Source organism: Tolypothrix sp. VBCCA 56010 (assembly GCF_050875635.1).
Lineage (GTDB): Bacteria > Cyanobacteriota > Cyanobacteriia > Cyanobacteriales > Nostocaceae > Hassallia.
Genome location: NZ_JBPAOH010000150.1, coordinates 1 through 20,029, shown reverse-complemented (window position 1 = coordinate 20,029; position 20,029 = coordinate 1). Strand labels below are relative to the sequence as shown.

General features: G+C 42.4%; 14 protein-coding genes and 1 pseudogene. 6 read left to right on the top strand and 9 right to left on the bottom strand.

Going from position 1 to position 20,029, the window contains the following annotated elements:
* Positions 1-211, top strand: a 211-nt coding sequence (locus tag AABK37_RS33390) for an isoaspartyl peptidase/L-asparaginase (protein ID WP_432555769.1), incomplete at its 5' end; no start/stop codon positions are given.
* On the opposite strand, the gene AABK37_RS33385 is transcribed toward AABK37_RS33390, so the two are convergent.
* From AABK37_RS33385 to AABK37_RS33370, 4 genes and pseudogenes are all read right to left on the bottom strand, one after another.
* The gene (locus AABK37_RS33385; RefSeq protein WP_432555768.1) at positions 202-624 is read right to left on the bottom strand and encodes a DUF29 family protein; all 423 of its coding nucleotides are present in this window, start codon (positions 622-624) and stop codon (positions 202-204) included. The genes AABK37_RS33390 and AABK37_RS33385 overlap by 10 nt on opposite strands.
* Positions 625-778: 154 nt before the next feature.
* Positions 779-2,146 (bottom strand): bifunctional UDP-N-acetylglucosamine diphosphorylase/glucosamine-1-phosphate N-acetyltransferase GlmU, encoded by a 1,368-nt coding sequence (gene glmU, locus AABK37_RS33380; RefSeq protein WP_432555767.1) that lies wholly within the window; start codon positions 2,144-2,146, stop codon positions 779-781.
* 189 nt (positions 2,147-2,335) lie between these two features.
* Positions 2,336-3,562: a response regulator gene (locus tag AABK37_RS33375; RefSeq protein ID WP_432555766.1), complete on the bottom strand. Its 1,227-nt coding sequence runs from the start codon at positions 3,560-3,562 to the stop codon at positions 2,336-2,338.
* Between the two features lie 581 nt (positions 3,563-4,143).
* Positions 4,144-5,204 (bottom strand): annotated as a pseudogene (locus tag AABK37_RS33370) (tRNA (5-methylaminomethyl-2-thiouridine)(34)-methyltransferase MnmD).
* 61 nt (positions 5,205-5,265) lie between these two features.
* Here AABK37_RS33370 and AABK37_RS33365 point away from each other — a divergent pair.
* A complete protein-coding gene (locus AABK37_RS33365; protein ID WP_432555770.1) occupies positions 5,266-6,075 on the top strand; it encodes a sulfurtransferase in 810 nt (269 codons plus the stop codon).
* Between the two features lie 79 nt (positions 6,076-6,154).
* Here AABK37_RS33365 and AABK37_RS33360 read toward each other — a convergent pair whose 3' ends face one another.
* Positions 6,155-7,744: a hypothetical protein gene (locus AABK37_RS33360; RefSeq protein ID WP_432555765.1), complete on the bottom strand. Its 1,590-nt coding sequence runs from the start codon at positions 7,742-7,744 to the stop codon at positions 6,155-6,157.
* A gap of 353 nt (positions 7,745-8,097) precedes the next feature.
* Here AABK37_RS33360 and AABK37_RS33355 point away from each other — a divergent pair, with 353 nt between their 5' ends.
* Positions 8,098-9,675, top strand: coding sequence for a FecR domain-containing protein (locus AABK37_RS33355; protein ID WP_432555764.1), 1,578 nt, complete (start codon positions 8,098-8,100; stop codon positions 9,673-9,675).
* A 138-nt stretch (positions 9,676-9,813) separates the two neighbouring features.
* Here the strand turns inward: AABK37_RS33355 and AABK37_RS33350 are convergent, their stop codons facing one another.
* Positions 9,814-12,192, bottom strand: a complete 2,379-nt coding sequence (locus tag AABK37_RS33350) for a CHASE2 domain-containing protein (RefSeq protein WP_432555763.1) — start codon at positions 12,190-12,192, stop codon at positions 9,814-9,816.
* A 1,099-nt stretch (positions 12,193-13,291) separates the two neighbouring features.
* On the opposite strand from AABK37_RS33350, the gene AABK37_RS33345 reads away from it, so the two are divergent.
* Entirely contained in the window at positions 13,292-13,813 is a 522-nt protein-coding gene (locus AABK37_RS33345; protein ID WP_432555762.1) for an NYN domain-containing protein, read from the top strand.
* Between the two features lie 93 nt (positions 13,814-13,906).
* Entirely contained in the window at positions 13,907-15,508 is a 1,602-nt protein-coding gene (locus AABK37_RS33340; protein WP_432555761.1) for a 2-isopropylmalate synthase, read from the top strand.
* Positions 15,509-15,652: 144 nt separating this feature from the next.
* Here the strand turns inward: AABK37_RS33340 and AABK37_RS33335 are convergent, their stop codons facing one another.
* The 3 genes from AABK37_RS33335 to AABK37_RS33325 all read right to left on the bottom strand — a co-directional run bounded on the left by AABK37_RS33335 (position 15,653) and on the right by AABK37_RS33325 (position 19,316).
* Positions 15,653-16,540 carry an NmrA family NAD(P)-binding protein gene (locus tag AABK37_RS33335; protein WP_432555760.1) on the bottom strand — a complete coding sequence of 296 codons (888 nt, stop codon included), beginning with the start codon at positions 16,538-16,540 and terminating at the stop codon, positions 15,653-15,655.
* A gap of 1 nt (position 16,541) precedes the next feature.
* Entirely contained in the window at positions 16,542-17,561 is a 1,020-nt protein-coding gene (locus AABK37_RS33330) for an NADPH:quinone reductase (RefSeq protein ID WP_432555759.1), read from the bottom strand.
* Positions 17,562-17,831: 270 nt separating this feature from the next.
* Positions 17,832-19,316, bottom strand: coding sequence for a PLP-dependent aminotransferase family protein (locus tag AABK37_RS33325; RefSeq protein WP_432555758.1), 1,485 nt, complete (start codon positions 19,314-19,316; stop codon positions 17,832-17,834).
* 135 nt (positions 19,317-19,451) lie between these two features.
* Between AABK37_RS33325 and AABK37_RS33320 the strand changes: the two genes are divergently transcribed.
* Positions 19,452-20,009 carry a GNAT family N-acetyltransferase gene (locus tag AABK37_RS33320; protein ID WP_432555757.1) on the top strand — a complete coding sequence of 186 codons (558 nt, stop codon included), beginning with the start codon at positions 19,452-19,454 and terminating at the stop codon, positions 20,007-20,009.
* Positions 20,010-20,029: the final 20 nt, after the last annotated feature.

The window sequence follows — 20,029 nt, the reverse complement described above, 5'->3', positions numbered from 1 at the left end:
TACAGATGGTATGTCCCTCAAAGATGCGATGCAGCGTTCATTTACCGAAGCAAAAAACCACAAGCGGGATTTTGGGGCGATCGCTCTTGATGCGGATGGGGCGATCGCTTGGGGTAAAACCAGCGAAGTTTTGCTGGCAGCTTACCACGATGGCGAAAAGATTGCTGATACTTTGGAATGGACTGGCGAAGAACTAGTAGGTTATTGCTGAATTAATTTCAGTGCAAGAGTGATAATTTCTTCTTGGTCAACCATTACTGCTAATTCTTGGGCTTCATAACGTGCTTCAAAAGCTTCAAGCGCTGCTTTTTTCAAAGCTAGTTGATATCCTTGTTGCAGAATATCGATTAATTCTGCTTGATTCAAGTAAAAACCGCCTGATTTGCGGCGCTTGTTGATTTTATTAATTTCTCGCACCGCATTTTCTATGGAAATCTCCCAAGAGCGAGGAGAACGTTTTTCAGCTTTCTGTTTAATTAAATAAATGAGAAGAATTACCCCATAACTATCAATTTTATTGATTTTGTCACTCAGGCTCATTTCTTCTAACTCATCCACCAAAAGCAGTGCTTCATAAACTTTGCCTTGTTCTAGAAGTTGCCTCAGTTCTAGTAGTTCTTCCATATTGAATCTTGAGATTTTGGCTTCACTACTAATCTAGTAAATTACACATGTTGTAGTATAGAGACGTTCCGGACTGAACGTCTCTACGACGGTTAGTGTTTCTCCCTCATCTCCCTCATCTCCCTCATCTCCCTCATCTCCCTCATCTCCCTCATCACCTCACGTCCCCATCAGAACGCTTCAACCGCCAACCTGGTTTGACTACTTGACGCGCACGGGCAATTACCAGACAATCATCAGGGACATCTTCTGTAACAGTGGAACCACCGGCGACTGTGACATCAGAACCGAGTGTCAATGGAGCCACAAGAACGTTGTTGACACCTGTTTTAGTCCGATCGCCTATTTTGGTAGGATGTTTTTTCACACCATCATAATTGGCGGTAATCGTGCCACCACCGATATTTACTTGATTTCCGGTTGTGGTATCGCCCAAATATGACAAATGTGCGGCATTGGTGCGATCGCCTAATTTCGTATTTTTTAATTCCACAAAATTACCGATGCGGCAATTTGCCCCCACTTGTGCGTGTCCGCGTAAATGGGCATAAGGACCAATTCTGACGTTTTTATCTACGGTGCTATCTGTCACCACAGAATACATCACCGTGACATTTTCACTTAATTGGCTATTCTCAATTAAACTCCCAGGTCCGATGCGACATCCTGTTTGAATGACCGTATTGCCTCGCAGGTGAGTTTGCGGTTCAATAATTACATCTGGCTGTAATTCTACCGTGTCATCAATTGTAATGCTGGTGGGGTCGATGAGAGTGACACCTGCTGCCATCCATTTTTCTTTAATTCGCGTTTGCAAAATCTCAGATGCTGTTGCTAGTTGCAGGCGATCGTTAATACCCAAAATTTCCTGATAATCTGACACATCAACTGCCATCACTTTGCCAACTTGAGTTACTGCATCGGTGAGGTAGTATTCTTTTTGGGCATTGTTTGCTTGCAAATGGGGTAACACATGCGCTAACTCTTGCCAGTTAAAGCAGTAAATTCCCGCATTGACACGGCAATTTTGTTTTTGGGCAGTAGTGCAATCTTTATCTTCAACGATTTGTTCGACAATATTATCACTGTTGCAAAAAACACGCCCGTAGCCTTTAGCATCGCTCAGATGTGCGGTGAGGATGGTAGCAGCGTTGTGATTTTCTTGATGAGTTTGCAACAGTTGTTTGAGTGTTTCGGTGCGTAATAAGGGCACATCGCCGTTTAACACCAGTAAATCCCCAGTATAGCCTTCGAGGTGGGGGAGTAATTGCTGGATAGCATGACCTGTTCCCAATTGTACAGTCTGTTCGACAAACTCCAAATCCGGGTTTGATTGCATGGCTGTTTTTAGTTGTTCAGCCTGATATCCGACAATCAGCATTTGCCGTGAGGGTGAAAGCGGTTGTACGCTTTCGAGAACTCTCTCTACTAGCGATCGCCCACCCAAAGAATGTAAAACTTTGGGGAGGTGTGATTTCATCCTTGTGCCGCGTCCTGCCGCTAAAATTGCTACGACTACCATAATTAGCTATCAGCTATCAGTTAATTGCGATGAATCTACACAAATAGTTTGAGATTCCCGCTCAAATGATACCTGAAGATAGGGACTGGGGACTGGCGACTGGGGACTGGGGAAGAGATATTTTCAAATCTTTATATTGACTGGGGACTGGGGAAGAGATATTTTCATAGAAATGTTTTTTGTAAAAGTTTATTGCTTGCTAGAAAGAATAAATTCTGTGAACTGTAGCATTAGTTTGGGGTTGCGCCAACCCTTTGCCGTTTCTTCTGCCATGACGCTGAGAGCTTCTTCTTCGCTAAAAGCTCTTTTGTAAGGTCGTTCGCTAGTTAGGGCATCGTAAATATCAATCATTTGAAAAACTTGTGCCAGATAAGGAATTTCATCTTCCTTCAGTCCATCAGGATAACCTGAGCCATCCCAGCGTTCGTGGTGGTGGCGAATTATCGGAATTACACCGCGCATACTGCGTAATGGCTGGCAGATTTTTTCTCCCATCAAAACGTGTTTTTTCATAATATCCCACTCTTCGGGGGTTAGTTTACCACGCTTTAGTAGCACCACATCAGGAATACCCACCTTACCGATATCGTGGAGATAACCCCCCCACATCAAATTCCGAATTTGGTTGCGTGAGAGATTGAGGAATTCTGCAAAAGCTTCTCCCAATGTTACCAGTCGCTCGCAGTGGTCGCCGGTATTGGGATCGCGACTTTCAATTGCTCTGGCAATAGAAAATAACACTTTTTCGGCATGGTCTAAATCTTCGTTTAGACGCTTTTGCCGTACCAAAGATTTAACCCGCGCTGCCAATTCTAAACGGTCAAAAGGTTTGGTTAAAAAATCATCCGCCCCAACTTCGATTCCTTGGATGCGCGATCGCTTATCATTTAAAGCTGTAATGAAAATCACCGGGATTAACCTGGTGTGTTCATCCTGCTTAAGTAACTGACACACTTGAAATCCATCCATCCCCGCCATCATTACATCTAACAAAATTAGATCCGGTTGTTTTTGTGTTACCAGTTCTATGGCAGTATAACCACTGTCTGCCTCAATTACTTCGTAGCCTTCCATCGCTAAAAGCGCGACAGCAGTCAGACGACTGGCGGGATGATCGTCTACTACTAAAACTTTCGGCGCATCACAATCAAAGCCATTCACTCTTGACCCTTTGGCTTGTAGCGTTGTCGAGACCAATGAATTATTACTTGTATTAACATCAGGATTCATCCAAGAAGACAAGACTTCGGTTTCTTCAGCCATCACGTTTTGTTCAGATAAGCTCAAGGAATTACCCTCGGCTTTGTTCAATCCTAAGGCATGATTTGAACCGATACCATTGACATTGTTTGAGGGGTTTAACCCACTAACAATTTGTTCGTTAGAGCCTGTATACTTGGATTTCCATTGAGTCACAAAGGCACTCCAATAAAAAACTTCACTGCGGTTAGACAAAAAACAATTTTATTATTTGACTATATTCCAGTTTGCATTTTCCCAAGCTTTATGCATCATAACTGTAAAATGTTGGTTTTAATGGATAGCATGTGTTTTTTACGTGTTATTGGAACAATATAAATATAGCTATTAAATTCCCCACTGGTGTAATTCCAGTATGAGCAATTTTTACAAATGTTAAATCAGGTTTTTTACGGAGATTTCTTAACATGACAGCGCCAGAAAATTTTGTCCTCGCTAAATTTAGATCAAAGTAAGGGATTTTTAGGAACTAAGTTTTTATTTTCCGCACTATCACACGCGCATTTTTCGCTTGATGAATGGAAAACATTTAACTATGATTGGCAGAGTGTCGCAGTCATAACTTACTTGTATTTTTAGTGATTTGTATCACATAAATAGCTCTTATTTAACTATAATTGGCAAAGTGTCGCAGTGATAACTTACTTATATTCTTAGTGATTTGTATCACATAAATAAGTTTGCCTACAGTTTTCTTTGAAATTAGAAATTTTGTGAAAAAAAGATAGATTTTTGGATTAACTTAAGCGCAGCCAGCGTTTTCGCCAACGAGAAGTAGGTTCGAGCGTACAGGGAAAGCTGCTCTTTTTCTCGTCTTTTAATGATGACATCAGCGCGATCGCGCTACTTGCGGATCGCGGTAAGGAATAGCAGCACTCATAAATGCAAATGTTCTTTTTCTGCCTGGGAAAGGGTGGAGGAGGGGGGGAGATGGGGAGAGGGGGGAAGGGGGGGATGGGGGAGACAAGGGGGAGGGGGGAGACAAGGAGAGGGGGAGATGGGGAGAGTGGGAGAAAGAATTGTCCCTTTATCTGCTTGTTTTTTTGTCTCCATGCCCGTCGCCCTTCCCTGCCTCCCCTGTCCCCCACTCCCCCCCTCTCCCCCTCCTCTTGTTTGCGCTGCAACAGTACCAGGCGATCGCACCAGCCACTGGTGGGGTAGAACCGATTTGTAAATCGGCTGCCAAAAGTGCTGTGCGTACTGCCGCAGCACAGGAATAAGTCGCTAATAATCCATCTACGTGTAAACACATAGAGACTTTTTTAATAAATTCAATTGTCTACAATTGCGGACATTGAGGTGGTGAAAAAGGATCGAGAAAAATTGCATCTGCGCGAAAACCTGAGTGATATACTTGCCCTATCGTGCTTCTAGCATCGCCAATTAGTACCTTGCCGCTAGATTGTCTCGAAATACTTGATGCTCACTCGCCGTCATTAGTCAAAATTTCCGTATATTCATAACTCCAATTGTCGAATAAGCGCACTAGAGCGATCGCCGCAATTGGCACAGATGCATTCAACTCTAAACCGATTACTTCCACATAACAATTGGGATTCACTGCCCAAATTGTCTGCAAAGCAGCTGCGGTGTTGTATCCTAACCCATAACAAACATCTAACAAACGCAACACTGGTTTATTAGCTTTCAACGCTAGTTGCGTAGGACTGGCAAACTTGAAAAAACTCTCTTGACGCGCTCCATAATGACTGTGAAAAAACTCGCCAAACTTTTTAGAAATAAACGTGAAAGACCCGTCTGCTGTAGCTTGTGGTATAAAGTTATCATCAATTGTCATTTTTCATTACCAATTACCAATTACCAATTACCAATTACCAATTACCAATTACCAATTACCAATGACCAAATTTGTTGTTTCTGCCGAATGGTTGTTTGCACACCTTGACGATCCGCAAGTTGTGATTGTGGATTGTCGGTTTTCACTTGCCGATCCAATTTTAGGACAACAGCAATATCAAGCAAGTCATATAAGTGGAGCTTACTATTTAGACTTAAACCAGGATCTTTCTAGTTCTGTGGGAGAACATGGAGGAAGACATCCTTTACCCAACCCCGCTGATTTAGCGCAGAAGTTATCAGCAATGGGGGTGAAGTCAGACACTTTAGTTGTAGCTTACGATGACTCCCGTCTTGCTTTTGCATCTCGTTTGTGGTGGCTTTTGCGTTATTTAGGACATGAACAAGTAGCTGTGCTAACAGGAGGCTTTGCTGGTTGGCAAAAAGCCGGGTATCCCGTCACAGATGCGATTCCCTCTCCTCGAATAGCAACATTCGTCCCGCAACTACAAACACAAATGGTGGTGGATAGGGAAGAAGTTAAAACTCGTAAAGATTTCCCAGGAGTAGTGTTGGTGGATTCACGGGAAAGCGATCGCTTTTCTGGCGAACGAGAACCAATTGATAAAATTGCCGGACATATCAGCGGCGCTGTCAACTATCCTTGGCTAGAAGTTACAGATTCTTCAGGCTACCTGCTTTCACCACAACAGCAAAGCGATCGCGCATCCAACCTTGAAAAAGCCGAGGAAATTATAGTTTATTGCGGTTCTGGCGTTACCGCTTGCGTGAATTTATTATCTTTAGAACTAGCTGGCATTCAAAACGCTAAATTATATGCTGGCAGTTGGAGTGATTGGATTAGTTATTAGTTAGTTGTTAGTAGATAGTAGATAGTAGATAGTGGAATAACAACGCTCCAACGCTCCAACTATCGACTAACAACTTTTTTCAAAACTTACCTAATTCCCAATTGTAATTGAGACTAAAGAACCAGCCATCAAAATTAATATTTTGGTCGGTAGAACCACCTAAGCTGACACCACCTTGCAAGCTGACATTAGTGGAGTCAGATATTCCATAAGTTAGGTGAGTGTATAAACGATGATATTGGTCTTCTCGTTGGCGCAGCGTAAAGTCTGACAAATTAAACTGGTAGTTAAGACCAACTTGCAGCGATCTTAACCAGTAGTAGCTCAAAGAAAGTAACAAAGAATTGTTTATCCGATTACGACTGTCTGGATCGGCAAAATTCAGACGCAATTCATAGAAGCTGTCTAGCACCAACCTTTGAGTTAGGGGATCTCGCCGTCCTAGAGACAAACGCAGAGAATTTTCATTTAAAAAGCGATCGCCTGCCGAAAAGAAATCGCCGTTTTTCGCATAAAACAACTGTTGATTGCTCCAACCGAGTTCACCATACATTTGCCGTGATAGCTGTTGATAAATACTTACGTAGAACCGAATCTGGTTGTAATTAAATTGTGATTGATCTATATAAAAAATCAAATTGCCATCAATTCCCGCACTTAAATAAGTCTTAGGTCCCAAGGCTAAAGGTGCAGAGGCTAGTGTCAGCCCAGAAAAAACCAAGCCATCCTGTATGGGATCAACTTCTGACGAAAAAATATTATTTGTTGCAAAAAATCCCACATAACCTCGTAGAGAGCCTATGGGTTTAAACTTAGCCACAGGCTGTGCAGGCAGTGGCGGTTGTTCTACTGTTGGTGGTAATTGTATGGGTCTAGCCTGTATCTCAATTTCCGCAGAGCTATCATAATCAGGTATGGGTCTCGCCCGTATCTCAATTTCCGCAGAGCTATCATAATCAGGTGATGTCTCTTTGCGCTCTTGCAACCGACGTATGAGCCTGTCTAGTCTTTCGGAGTTAGTTAAAGGCGGTTTCTCCAACAATTGCTCTATTGGTGTTGGGGAAGTTTGGGGAAAATCGTTTGGCTGTCCTTCTAACTGTGGTGGCTCATTGCGCTGAACAGAAGTGCTGGGAATGTTTCTTGGTTCTTCCCTTGACGGTGGATTTGGTGGAGGTGGTGGTGGATTTGGTGGCGGGGGATTTGGTGGGGGTGGTGCTTCAGGTGGTTGCTGTGAGTATAAAAGCGAATTACAAGAATTGAACGTGCTAAAAATTGAGGAGCCAACGCCGTACAAACACCAGTTGTAGCGACTGGCGTTGCCCAGTTCAAGCCCATGATTAAAGTTAGCGGTTTCAGAGGTTGTACTGAGTTGAAAGTACTTAATATTTTTTTTCTCAACAGTGTAGACGCGTTCGCCCAAGGCAAAGTTGCCGCTCTCTTGCGGCTTGTCGCCAGACATCGCTTTCAAATTAGTATTTTTATGACATGGCTGATGTGTTTCTTCTTTGACAGCCATAGATGATATGATTGATACGATCGCATTGTTACGCTCCGGTGTATCTGAATTTGCAGCTAGCGTCGCATCTACTTGGGTGATGCTACACCAGTTTGCACCACTGTACGCTAATAAAGTCCAAAATAATAGATTTTTCCGGAACTTGGGTTGCATCTTTAATCGCGTTTGCCAAACTTAGACCCACAAGCTTACTAGGAAGTTTCTGCTAAAAATGTTAAATTTTTGAGCCAATTTAACGACGGTATAAGACTTTTTCCTAAGTCATAAAAAAAATTGATAGTTACCCCACTTTCTTATTCAGGTAAATTATGAATTTATCTGAACAAGTTAAACGAGCTATGTAGTATAATAGTACATTTACGTGTTTTACCTTTAAAGTTTTAAATAAAATTTCAGGAAATATGCGTAAATCAACTGGTTATAACAATTAGCAGGCTTAAACCTTTAATATCAGAAGCTGTGTTGAACTGGCTTGGTATCAGTTAAATATTTAGAGATTCCAAACTATGTTGCGAAAATTATTACCACTTTTAGTCATTGGTGTGTGGGGAATTACGGTGGTGTCTTTGCCTCAAGAGGCAAGTGCGACAACACCTCTAACTCGTGCGGAGATTGAAAAAATCCGCAACTTAGTGCAACTGAAGCCAAAAAATAGACAGCAGCGTCCGGCACGTTCATCAGATGCAATGTTTCCTGGGGATGGAGTGTCCACAGGTAGAGCTTCTCTAGCAGAGTTGCGTTTCAACGATCGCTCTTTAGCACGAGTTGGAGAACAAGCAGTATTTCAATTTTTGCCGAAGACGCGAAACTTTAAATTGTCCAACGGGACTGTATTGCTACTCATCCCACCCAAGCAAGGGCGAACACGTATACAAACGCCAAATGCAGCAGCAGCAATTCGCGGTTCCGCATTATTCGTGCGCTATGACGAACAAACAGATACTACAGTAGTCGGCGCACTGACAAATAGCGGTATTGAAGTTTCTAATAAAGATGCTTCCCAAAGTCGGGTTCTAGAAGCCGGACAGATGCTGGTTATAGTTAAAAATAGAATTCAGGGATTATACGAGTTCGATCTGAGAAATTTTTATGATAGGAGCGATTTAGTTAGGGGACTTGATTTGGCGAGAAAAACCGGTGAGCCAAGTCCAGATCCGGCGATCGCTCAAGTTCAAGAAGAAACCACCGCAGCCTTAGCAGCACAGAAGCCAATTGTCGGTGCGGGAGTTATTGAGAACCCATCTTTTGTAAAGCTTACAGAAAGTTCGCCTACTTCGCCAAGTGCCGCCGATAACAACATTATTAATAACAATTCCGCAGTAGAACCCTTGGTGGACATAGGACAAATCCTGTCAAATAACGATAAGAAAAAAGACAATTCAAGCGGATCTACACCCGTTACAAATCCACCGATTACAAATCCACCGATTACAAATCCACCGATTACAACTCCACCGATTACAACTCCACCGGTTACAACTCCATCGGTTACAACTCCACCGGTTACAACTCCACCGGTTACAACTCCACCGATTACAACTCCACCGATTACAACTCCACCAGTTACAACTCCACCAGTTACAACTCCACCAGTTACAATCCCACCAGTTACACCTCCACAGTCTGAAAGTCCAGGAGAAAGACCACCAGTTACAACTCCACCAGTTACAATCCCACCAGTTACAACTCCACCAGTTACAATCCCACCAGTTACAACTCCACCAGTTACAATCCCACCAGTTACAACTCCACCAGTTACAATCCCACCAGTTACACCTCCACAGTCTGAAAGTCCAGGAGAAAGACCACCAGTTACAACCCCACCGATTACAATCCCACCAGTTACAACTCCACCGGTTACAACCCCACCAGTTACAACTCCACCCCAGATAGAATCACCTACACCTCCACCAGTTACAACTCCACCGATTACAACTCCACCAGTTACAACTCCACCAGTTACAACTCCACCGGTTACAACTCCACCAGTTACAACTCCACCAGTTACACCACCAGTTACACCACCAGTTACACCACCGGTTACACCACCAGTTACACCTCCACCGATTAAACCAAGCACATGAAATTATCCGACTGAATCAAACATTCAGTCGGGTTAAGTTAAAAGAAAACAATTAAAGCAAAGCTAGTTTGCAGTTCGTAGTTAGTGTTTTAGCGCTGAAGCGCTAACTACGAACTTTAATTTTTTCATGTGCAGCTAACTAATTTTTACTCTCGAATTTGTCTAATGGTCGTGGAAGAATTGATGTGGAAGATGGTGGTTGCGGGGTGTTTTCATCTAGCCAAGGTGTGGTGGGAGTGTCTGTATCTTCTAAAGATAAAGTACTTGCCTCATAGTGTCTTTGTTTAGAACTTCTCAACTCATCAAGCGCTTCCAGAGCTAGGGATGCAGATTGATAGCGTTGTTTAAAGTCATCCAGCACCATTTTACTAAGAATCTCTGCCAAGGCGTGACTGACGTTTGCTTTGTCGAGCCATTTCAATTCTCCGCACTCATCTCTATCTAATTCATGGGGATGTTTGCCAGTCAAGGCTTTAATACCAATCATGCCAACTGCATAGATGTCACTACTGTATTGCGGACGCCCAAAACATTGTTCGCTTGGTGCATAACCTTTAGTACCAATACCAATGGTAAAGGCTGTTTGCTCTGGATTATCAAGCAGTTGTGTGGTGACTTCTTTAACGGCACCAAAGTCAATTAGTACGAGTTTACCGTCATCTCGCCGCATGATGTTGCTGGGTTTAATATCGCGGTGAATTACGCCGTTGTCATGAACAAATGCTAATGTTTGCAATAAGTCGCGCAACATCTCGATAACTGCGGTTTCGGGTATGAGTCTACCTGCTGGAAGTTCCTGATTGAGAGGATGACCGATTATATATTCTTGAATTAAGTAAAATTCTTCGTCTTCTTCAAAATAAGCCAATAACTGAGGAATTTGGGGATGTGTTCCCAATTTTTCTAAGGTTTGCGCTTCTGATTTAAACAAACGTCTGGCAATTTCTAAGCTTTCTGATTTGGTATTACCTGGTTTTAACTGCTTAACAACACATAGCGGGTTTTGCGGACGTCTGGTATCTTCAGCAATGTAGGTTTCGCTGAATCCTCCCGAACCAAGAACTTTGACAATTTTGTAGCGTCCGTCAAGTATTTTACCTGCTATTGCTTTTTCTCTTTGCAGAAGCAGGTCTTGCAGGTCATCTTCCATGCTGATAATTTCTTGAGCAACATGATTAGATGCATATTTCTGAAGAATATTGACTAATTGGCTTTTTCTTAACTTTTCTTTAGCTACTTCGGTTCCCAGATAAGAAAGCCCGATCGCACCCATCGCCATCATTGGCACTGTAGTCGGTAAAATTAACTGATTATATAAAAAAATAGAATAACTAATTCCGCCCCAAATACTTGCTAAGGCACTCATCGCGAAAAATCTAATTATGCCTCGCTTGCTGCGAGTAACTATCAGCGCACATCCACCAACTAACCCCAGCACAAACAATCCTTGCAGAAATGGATTTTTAATTGCTTGGGCGATCGCTTTTCCTTGCATTAAAGTGGCGATCGCATTCGCGTGAATTTCTACCCCTGCCATTTCTTCAGAACTTGGGGCAGCAGCTACTGCATGATAATCATTACTTAACTTGTCGGTTGCCCCAATCAGAACTATTTTATCTTTGAAAATTTTTCCTTGCTGTAAATAAGAGTTCCAATTTTCCGGATCGAGTACGTACCAGAAAGGAATATGCTCAAATGTACCCGCACCGTAAAAATACAGGCGATCGCCTTTTGGTCGCGGATATTTCACGTTTGCTGCCCCTAGCACCGCTTCATCAAACGATGGTATTTTATCTGCTGGGACAAAACCTTCGTTTTCGGCTAACAACTTGGGAAATTCACTTGCCAAGCGGTGTATCTTGCCATCTACCTCTAGAGGGAAATTTACTGAACCTATTGACACTGACCCGGTACGAAACTGCGCTTGAGGCTGGGACAGTTGCCAAAATTTACCTTGATGTGTCTCAAAAGACTCGTAAAGTGCCCCTAAAGTAACTTTGTCGCCGTAACGTTGCAAAGACTGTTGTAACTTTTGATCGTCGGCAGTATCCTCAAGATTTGCCTTATCAAATATTACGTCTAATGCTACCGAGCGTGCCCCCGCTTTCATCAATTTATCAATTACCTGGGCGTATGCCTCACGTTTGTAAGGAAATTTTTGCAGCGGTTCAAAGTAGGCATACTGCTGCGGGTCTGCTTGATAGTATTGTCCAGGAGTTGATGTTGACTGATCGTCAATTGCCAATATCACGATATCTTCTGGAGGTGTCACAGAGCCGCGCATTTGATAAAAAGTAGAAAGTGCTTGACTTTCCATCAATTGCGTCAAACCCAAACCAGAAGCACTTAGCAATGCTGCACTTAATGCGGAAGTACCAGCTAGCAGATGACCTAAACGAGTCATCTGCTTTGAGAAACGTGCTAGTGCCGTCGCGGTCGTTTTTGTCGATTTACTTGACAGTCTATTGGCAGCAGAGACATAGTTTTTAGGTAAGGTAGATTTAGATTCTTCTGCCATATCGTGTTATTCATAGATTTACGTACATGATTTTATTTATTTACACCCTGTTATAGTCCCACTATCTTGACATAATACTTAAATGAAAAACTTATACATTTGTAACTTATTCTTTATTTTTTACCAAATCGTAAGTAAAGCTCTTATATAAAGCCATAAACGAAACATAGCTTCATATATTTTAGTAACGCAAGTGATTATATATGATTGTTCCACTAGAGTAGCTTGGTTCGGTTACAACGAGCGTGTATACTCACTCGAATACCTTCTGTGCTTGGGATGATGAGCGGATGATATTTCGTGATGGTGCTGGGCGATCGCTTGCGTGCCCATGTCTTACCTGTCCTCAAAGAGATAGACACAAGACTAAAAGCGCAAATCCGTTAATCTAGCGGTTGAAGTAGCTTTAAAGGCTTGTTTTCACTTCATTGGGGAAAAGGTTAAAGGGGAAAGGGGAAAGGGAAGAAGAAATTGTCCGATCTTGTTTGCAACCCTCACTGGTTGAAGAAAGGACTAGAAGGAGGGGGCTTCAAACCCGTACAGGGGGGAATGTTAGGAAAGCTTTATGCGTATTTCAAACGATTCTTACCTTTTCCCTTTTTTCCTTTCCCCTTTACCCCGGACCAGATTGGTGAATTGCTTTAAAGACAAAATCTATAGATAACGATGATTATATCCTACTTCCAGCCTACGCATACCTCTTTAGGAGTAAACTTAACTGTTATATGGCTAATAAAGCTGTTATTAAGTCAATTTTATTGGTAGATTTTGATTATCAGGTATTTATTGTAGAGGTGTTCCATAAAAAGAAAGCGTTTTCTGGTGTGTGTTAGAGAGTGTTGGTGGGGTATTGAAGATCTAGTATGAACCTGATCGCATTTATTTCTGGGCATTATGCTACCAGGAGTAAAAAAGGTTCAGCACCCAATTATAAGCCCCACTTGAATGTTTCAGCCGATTTTATCAATTGAAAGAGGTAACGTCAAAGCTATAAATGACGATATAGTTTATAGATATTAGCAAATTTATCATTTTATTATTGCTATAATCTATTGTTCAATCTAAATGCTTTTCTATATATATTAGGTGTAAGTTTACTATGGGTTCTCCAATGAATCGTCTATCTATTTTTGTAGATGGAAACAATATGTTCTATGCTCAACAAAAAAATGGCTGGTTCTTCGATCCGCGACGCGTCTTAGAATATTTTAGAAACGAGCATAACGAAACAGCCTTAATCAATGCCTTTTGGTACACTGGCTTAAAAGACCCACAAGATCAGCGAGGGTTTAGGGATGCTCTAATCAGTTTGGGATATACAGTCAGAACTAAAATTCTCAAAGAATATTATGATGATTCCTCCGGTCGTTATTCACAAAAAGCAAATTTAGATATAGAAATTGTTGTAGATATGTTTAATACAGTAGATCAATACGACCGAGTAGTTTTATTTAGTGGTGATGGAGATTTTGAAAGAGCAATAGAATTATTAAGAGGAAAAAATACTTATATAACAGTAGTATCGACAGAAGGAATGATAGCCAGAGAGCTACGTAATGCTACTGACAGATATATAGATTTGAACGATATCCGGGATAAAATAGAAAAAACTGAAGGTTGATATTCTTAGCAATTATTTACAAATCAGGAGTAAAGAAAATTAATATTAAAGATATTTCCTAGAAAAAGTAGAAACGCTAATAATGAGATGAAAATGAACAACGAAGAGAGAATTATCATTTTTGATACGACCCTGCGAGATGGCGAGCAGTGTCCGGGTGCGACTTTGAATATAGACGAAAAGCTGGCGATCGCCAAGCAGCTAGCCCGTCTTGGGGTAGATGTCATCGAAGCGGGTTTCGCTTTTGCCAGTCCTGGAGATTTTCAGGCAGTCAGCAAAATCGCAGAAACTGTCGGACAAGAAAATGGTCCGGTAATTTGTAGTTTGGCAAGAGCGATTAAAGCAGATATTGAAGCTGCCGCATCCGCATTAAAACCAGCCGCTAAAGGCAGAATTCACACGTTTATTTCCACATCTGATATTCATTTAGAGTATCAGCTGCGAAAGTCACGCTCAGAAGTATTGGCGATCGCCGAAGAAATGGTAGCTTATGCCAAGTCTTTTATGGCAGATGTAGAATTTTCGCCGATGGATGCTGTCCGTTCCGATCCAGAATTTCTTTACCAAGTGTTAGAGCGAGCGATCGCAGCTGGGGCAACAACAGTTAACATTCCTGACACAGTAGGTTATACTACCCCCAGCGAATTTGGAGCGCTAATTAAGGGAATTAAAGAAAATGTTCCCAACATCCACAGCGCGATTATTTCCGTTCACGGACACAATGATTTAGGCTTGGCAGTTGCTAACTTCCTAGAAGCTGTAAAAAATGGCGCAAGGCAGTTAGAATGTACCATCAATGGAATTGGTGAACGTGCAGGAAATGCCTCGTTAGAAGAATTAGTTATGGCGTTGCATGTTAGGCGACAATATTTTAATTCGTTCTTAGGAAGACCAACTGAATCCGAAGAACCACTGACAAATATCGACACTCGTCAAATTTACAAAACATCGCGCTTAGTTTCCAATTTGACGGGAATGTTAGTGCAAGCAAATAAAGCAATAGTCGGGGCAAATGCTTTTGCTCACGAGTCTGGAATTCATCAAGATGGTGTGCTAAAAAACAAGCTCACCTATGAAATAATGGATGCTCAATTGATTGGATTGACAGACAATCAAATCGTTTTGGGTAAACATTCAGGCAGAAATGCTTTCCGTACTCGGTTGAAAGAATTGGGCTTTGAACTTTCAGAAAGCGAGTTAAACAAAGCATTTGTTAGGTTCAAAGAAGTAGCCGATAAAAAGAAAGAAATTTCTGATTGGGATTTGGAAGCGATCGTTAACGATGAAATTCAACAAGCACCCGATTTGTTTAAATTAGAGTTGGTGCAAGTTTCTTGTGGCGATCGCGCACGTCCCACCGCAACTGTCACCCTCCGCACTCCAGAAGGTGAAGAATTAACTGACGCAGCGATCGGTACAGGACCCGTAGATGCAGTTTATAAAGCAATTAACCGCGTCGTTAACGTCCCAAATCAGTTAATTGAGTTTTCCGTACAGTCGGTAACAGAAGGCATTGATGCTTTAGGGGAAGTAACCATCCGCTTGCGGTATGAATCTCAAGTATTTGCCGGACACGCGGCGAATACAGACATCATCGTTGCCTCGGCTCAAGCTTACGTAAATGCACTGAATAGATTGTATGCTTATTTGCGGCAATCTCAAAAGCAAGAACAGGTAACTGCCCAGCAAATTTGATGCAATACAAGACCTCACCCCTAACCCCTCTCCTTAAAAAGGAGAAGGGTGTCCGGAACGGACGGGGTGAGGTTTTATAACTTCGTAGTGAGGACTGAAGTCCTCATCTAACCTCATCTAATAAGAAAAGGACTGAAGTCCTTACTACAACTGTGCGCGATTATTGCGGACGAATTCGCGAAACATAGTTGCTTTTTGTCCGGTAATTTCCGGAATATTATCATAAACGTCAGCAAAGTCGGGAAGTTTTCCCGCTTGCAATAGTTCCATCTGACGGACGATGCACTCAAAGTAAGCAGGTTCCATCGTTTGTCCGATGGGTAAGTTTCGCATCTCGGCAGCAGGTAACGGCTCGTAAGTGATGATTTTGTCAAGTTCTTCTGAGAGGATTTGCGCGGCTTCAGTCATATTCAGCGCTTCCACACTCAAGAAATATCGTTCTCCTGCGTGCTTCTGAGGGTTACGCAAGGCAGCTGCCGCAACACTAGCCAAATCAAAACAATCTATCAATCCGACGCGCTCGTGACCGTAAAACATGCGAAGTTTGTTATCTTGCACCGCAGCGAAGAAATTTTGCATAAATGCGTTAGGGTGCAAGTGAGTCCAGGCAATACCGCTGGCTTCGATGTATGTTTCAATAAGTTGATGCCAAATGTAATGGCGAATCAATTTTGTTTGCGGGCGATCGCGTTGATGAAATGTACCGACGTGTACAATATATTCAACACCTGCGTTTTTCGCAGCATCAGTTAAGTTTTTCCCTTGACTGAGCATGTCCACGGTGTAGCCTGTAATCATAAATAAACGTTGTACACCTTGCAATGCTTTTTCATAAGTCGAAAGAACTTCAAGGTCAAGATGTACAGTTGAGATACCGCGTTTTCTAAAGGTTTCAGCTTGTTCGGGTTTGCGAACTGCAACGCATATCTCAACATTGTCTGAACCAGCATCTTTTTCTAATAGATTCACAAGGTGAGAACCTGTTTTGCCAGTAGCACCGAGAATTAAAGCAACAGGATGAGAATTACTCATTTTATGCAATCTCCACAACCAAGTTACCAACAGCTTGTCCGCTTTCCATCATTTCATGTGCGGCGGCAATTTGCGATAAAGGAAAACGTTGAGCAATTACATGATGCAATCCAGCTTTTAAACAAGTTGTAATATCTTCTGCGGCTTTCTGATGCGCTTCTTTCGGCATCATATAAACTAACACGTAATGAACCGTGATATTTTTGTAGAGTAAAGAATAAAAAGGTATCTGCGGTTGTTTATTTGAATCAGACGCATAGGTGGCAATAATTCCATTGCGCTTCAATACTGCCAAGTTAGTTTCTAAATTACTGGCAAAGTCTACATCAACAACTCGATCTACGCCTTTATTATCTGTTATTTCTTTAATCCGAGCGGCGACATCTTCTGTTTTATAATTGATCGCATAATCTGCTTTCCCCAAACGAGCGATTTCCGCTTTCTGCGGAGAACTGACGGTGGTGATAACTTTAGCACCCCCCCATTTCGCCAACTGAATCGCATAGTTACCAACTGCACCCGCACCACCAGTTACGAGGATTGTTTGTCCTGTTACTGCACCATCTTTAAAGACGCAATTATGCGCCGTCATTGCGGGAACACCCAAACAAGCGCCGGCGGCAAATTCGGTGTTATCCGGTAATAAAACTGCATTTTCACTCGGTATAACTACATATTCTGCCGCAGTCCCAGATGGATGCGCCAAAGTTGCTTCATAAATCCAAACTCTTTCCCCCACTCTTTCAGGAGATACCCCTTCTCCCACTGCGTCAATTATCCCGGCTCCATCGTTGTGGGGAATTACCCGTGAATGTCGCATTTTTAGCCCACCCCAGCCACTCCGCTGCTTGACATCCGATGGATTGACACCAGATGCGTACACTCGCACGCGGACTTCACCTGCACCTGGTTGGGGAATTTCTACTTCACCAATATTTAGTACTTCTTGAGGATTGCCAAGTTTCTCGTACCATGCTGCTTTCATAGTTTTTATTGTTTGAGATTCAAGGGTTATGCTCATTTTCTCTAAAAATGCGCCCAAACCTTAGAAGAGTTGGGCTACATATACACACACTCGTGTGCCTTTGTAGCCTCAAGATAATCGCTCTCTAAATGTAGTAATACCAATTTAAATAATGTTTGCGACACATAAATTCTTCGTAGGGGCACGGCACTGCCGTGCCCCTACCCATCTGTCGCATTCTTTTTTCAAATTGGTATAACGGCTACCCTACGGGAAAGCTCCGCTAACAGCCGTTGAAACGCTTGCAATTGAGCGGTAAACCGCTCACTACGAAATTATCTCAGCTAATTTCCGAATTGCTTCGACTAGTTGCTGTTGTGTGAGTTCGCTGTAGCCAAAGATAAATTCACCTGTGCGATGCGGTATGAGATACTGAGGAGCAGCAGACATCATCCCGATACCAACTTTTGCAGCACGTTGAATTATCTCTTCATCGCTTAGATGCGTGTGTAACTGTACCATCAAATGAATTCCGGCTTTTTCGCCTAAAATTGTTGCCTTTTCCCCAAAGTTAATTTTCAACGCTTTGACGAGAACTTGACGACGGCGATCGTAAAGTTCGCGCATTTTTCTGATGTGACGTTCTAGATGTCCTTGGGCGATGAAGTCTGCAAGCACTTGCTGTTCTAATATTGGTAAATGGCGATCGCTTAACCACTTCGCACGGGCAAATAAAGCAACTAAGCTTTTTGGCAGCACTAAATAACCAATCCGCAAGCTGGGAAACAGCACTTTGGAAAAAGTGCCACTATATAATACTGAATCACTGCGATCCAATCCTTGCAAAGCCGGAATCGGGCGATACTCCGAAGGAGTCGCTCCGCGAACGCCATAACGATATTCGCTATCATAATCATCTTCAATAATCATCGCCCCAGTTTGCTGCGCCCAAGCGAGTAATTCCAAGCGACGCGGTAAAGATAAAGTTGCGCCGGTGGGGAATTGATGAGAAGGTGTCACGTAAACCAGCCGAATCGGTTCGTTTGTATAATTTGTCAGTTCTTTTACCAGCAAACCTGACTCATCCACAGCAATCGGTAAAAGTTTCGCACCTTGAGTCTGAAAAATTAACCGAGCGCTGAGATAACCTGGATCTTCAAGTGCGATCGTATCACCGGGCGCGATCAACAAACGGACAATTAAATTCAGTGCTTGTTGTGTACCGTTAGTAATTAGCACTTGATCGGCTTCGCACTTCACAGCGCGGGAAGATAGATAAAAAGCGATCGCTTCTCGCAACTTTTTATAACCCAAAGGATCTATTGAATAGTCCAACCAATTCAAATTAGAGCTACAATAACGCCCAAGTAGCCTGCGCCACAACTTAATCGGAAACTCCTCAAAAGCCGGTCGTCCATAACGGAAATTAATCGTGGCATTTACTTCAGCAATTCTAGGGGCATCCTCTGTATTAGATAAAGTGATTGCATACTGATTTAACTTGACTGGTGGACGAGTAATTTTTCCAGCAGACTCAATCGGTGTTGAACGCAACAAATCATCCGGAAGTTGAGCGCAGACAAACGTACCAGAACCCACAACAGTTTCTAAATAACCCTCGCAAAGTAGTTGTTCATAGCTTTGGGTGACAGTAGTACGAGAAATCCCCAGAGATTTTGCAAGCGATCGCGTAGAAGGAATGCGTCCTCCAGGTAACAAACGTCCGCTAAGAATGCACAATCGCAATTCTTGATAAAGCTGCTGATGTAGTGGTAAACGGGAATTGTCGTCAAGCCTTATTGCTAAATCCATACTCTGCGTACCTTTGCGCCTACCTTTGCGACCCTTTGCGTTTCCATTCTACGCAAAGTGGACTTATATTAAATCACAAAAGTGGCTCTTGTATAAGACCACTTTCATAATTACGCTTTAAAAGTGCTGATAGAAATGTCCAGAAAAGAAGCCAGAGGAGAGTTGATGAACATGAGAGACTGCGTTGTTCGCAGGGCACAACTTGAAGATTTAACAACTTTGGTGAACTTTAATCAAGCACTGGCTCAAGAAGCCAGAGATGAAAAGCTGAATCCACAACTTCTAACTCAAGGAATTGAAGGAGTTTTGAGTGACTCTAACCGTGGTTTTTATACAGTTGTCGAACTTGAAAGCAAGACAGTCGCAGTTGCTTTAGTAACCTTTGAGTGGAGTGACTGGAGGAATGCTTGGTTTTGGTGGTTACAGGATGTATATGTTGAACTCAATTATCGTCAACAAGGGATTTTTCGTTTTCTTTACACGCATTTGAAAACCGAAGCACAGACAGCAAATGTGTGTGGGTTACGTTTGTATGTCTACAAAGGTAATACAAAAGCCCAGGAGGTTTACAGAAAAATGGGGATGAATTCCTCAAACTCTCTCATATTTGAGGAGTTTTTACTTAATAAGGGAATCATTGGGCATTGCCGGACATTATGCATTGTCTTGACCCTCTTTAATATTTTGCTTTAAAGACCGGATAAACTCACGGA

What these genes read in the sequence shown, in the direction of transcription:
- AABK37_RS33385 (WP_432555768.1), bottom strand. Translation starts at nt 624, where the DNA reads ATGGAAGAACTACTAGAACTGAGGCAACTTCTAGAACAAGGCAAAGTT.
- glmU (WP_432555767.1), bottom strand. Translation starts at nt 2,146, where the DNA reads ATGGTAGTCGTAGCAATTTTAGCGGCAGGACGCGGCACAAGGATGAAA.
- AABK37_RS33365 (WP_432555770.1), top strand. Translation starts at nt 5,266, where the DNA reads ATGACCAAATTTGTTGTTTCTGCCGAATGGTTGTTTGCACACCTTGAC.
- AABK37_RS33360 (WP_432555765.1), bottom strand. Translation starts at nt 7,744, where the DNA reads ATGCAACCCAAGTTCCGGAAAAATCTATTATTTTGGACTTTATTAGCG.
- AABK37_RS33355 (WP_432555764.1), top strand. Translation starts at nt 8,098, where the DNA reads ATGTTGCGAAAATTATTACCACTTTTAGTCATTGGTGTGTGGGGAATT.
- AABK37_RS33350 (WP_432555763.1), bottom strand. Translation starts at nt 12,192, where the DNA reads ATGGCAGAAGAATCTAAATCTACCTTACCTAAAAACTATGTCTCTGCT.
- AABK37_RS33345 (WP_432555762.1), top strand. Translation starts at nt 13,292, where the DNA reads ATGGGTTCTCCAATGAATCGTCTATCTATTTTTGTAGATGGAAACAAT.
- AABK37_RS33340 (WP_432555761.1), top strand. Translation starts at nt 13,907, where the DNA reads ATGAACAACGAAGAGAGAATTATCATTTTTGATACGACCCTGCGAGAT.
- AABK37_RS33335 (WP_432555760.1), bottom strand. Translation starts at nt 16,540, where the DNA reads ATGAGTAATTCTCATCCTGTTGCTTTAATTCTCGGTGCTACTGGCAAA.
- AABK37_RS33330 (WP_432555759.1), bottom strand. Translation starts at nt 17,561, where the DNA reads ATGAGCATAACCCTTGAATCTCAAACAATAAAAACTATGAAAGCAGCA.
- AABK37_RS33325 (WP_432555758.1), bottom strand. Translation starts at nt 19,316, where the DNA reads ATGGATTTAGCAATAAGGCTTGACGACAATTCCCGTTTACCACTACAT.
- AABK37_RS33320 (WP_432555757.1), top strand. Translation starts at nt 19,452, where the DNA reads ATGTCCAGAAAAGAAGCCAGAGGAGAGTTGATGAACATGAGAGACTGC.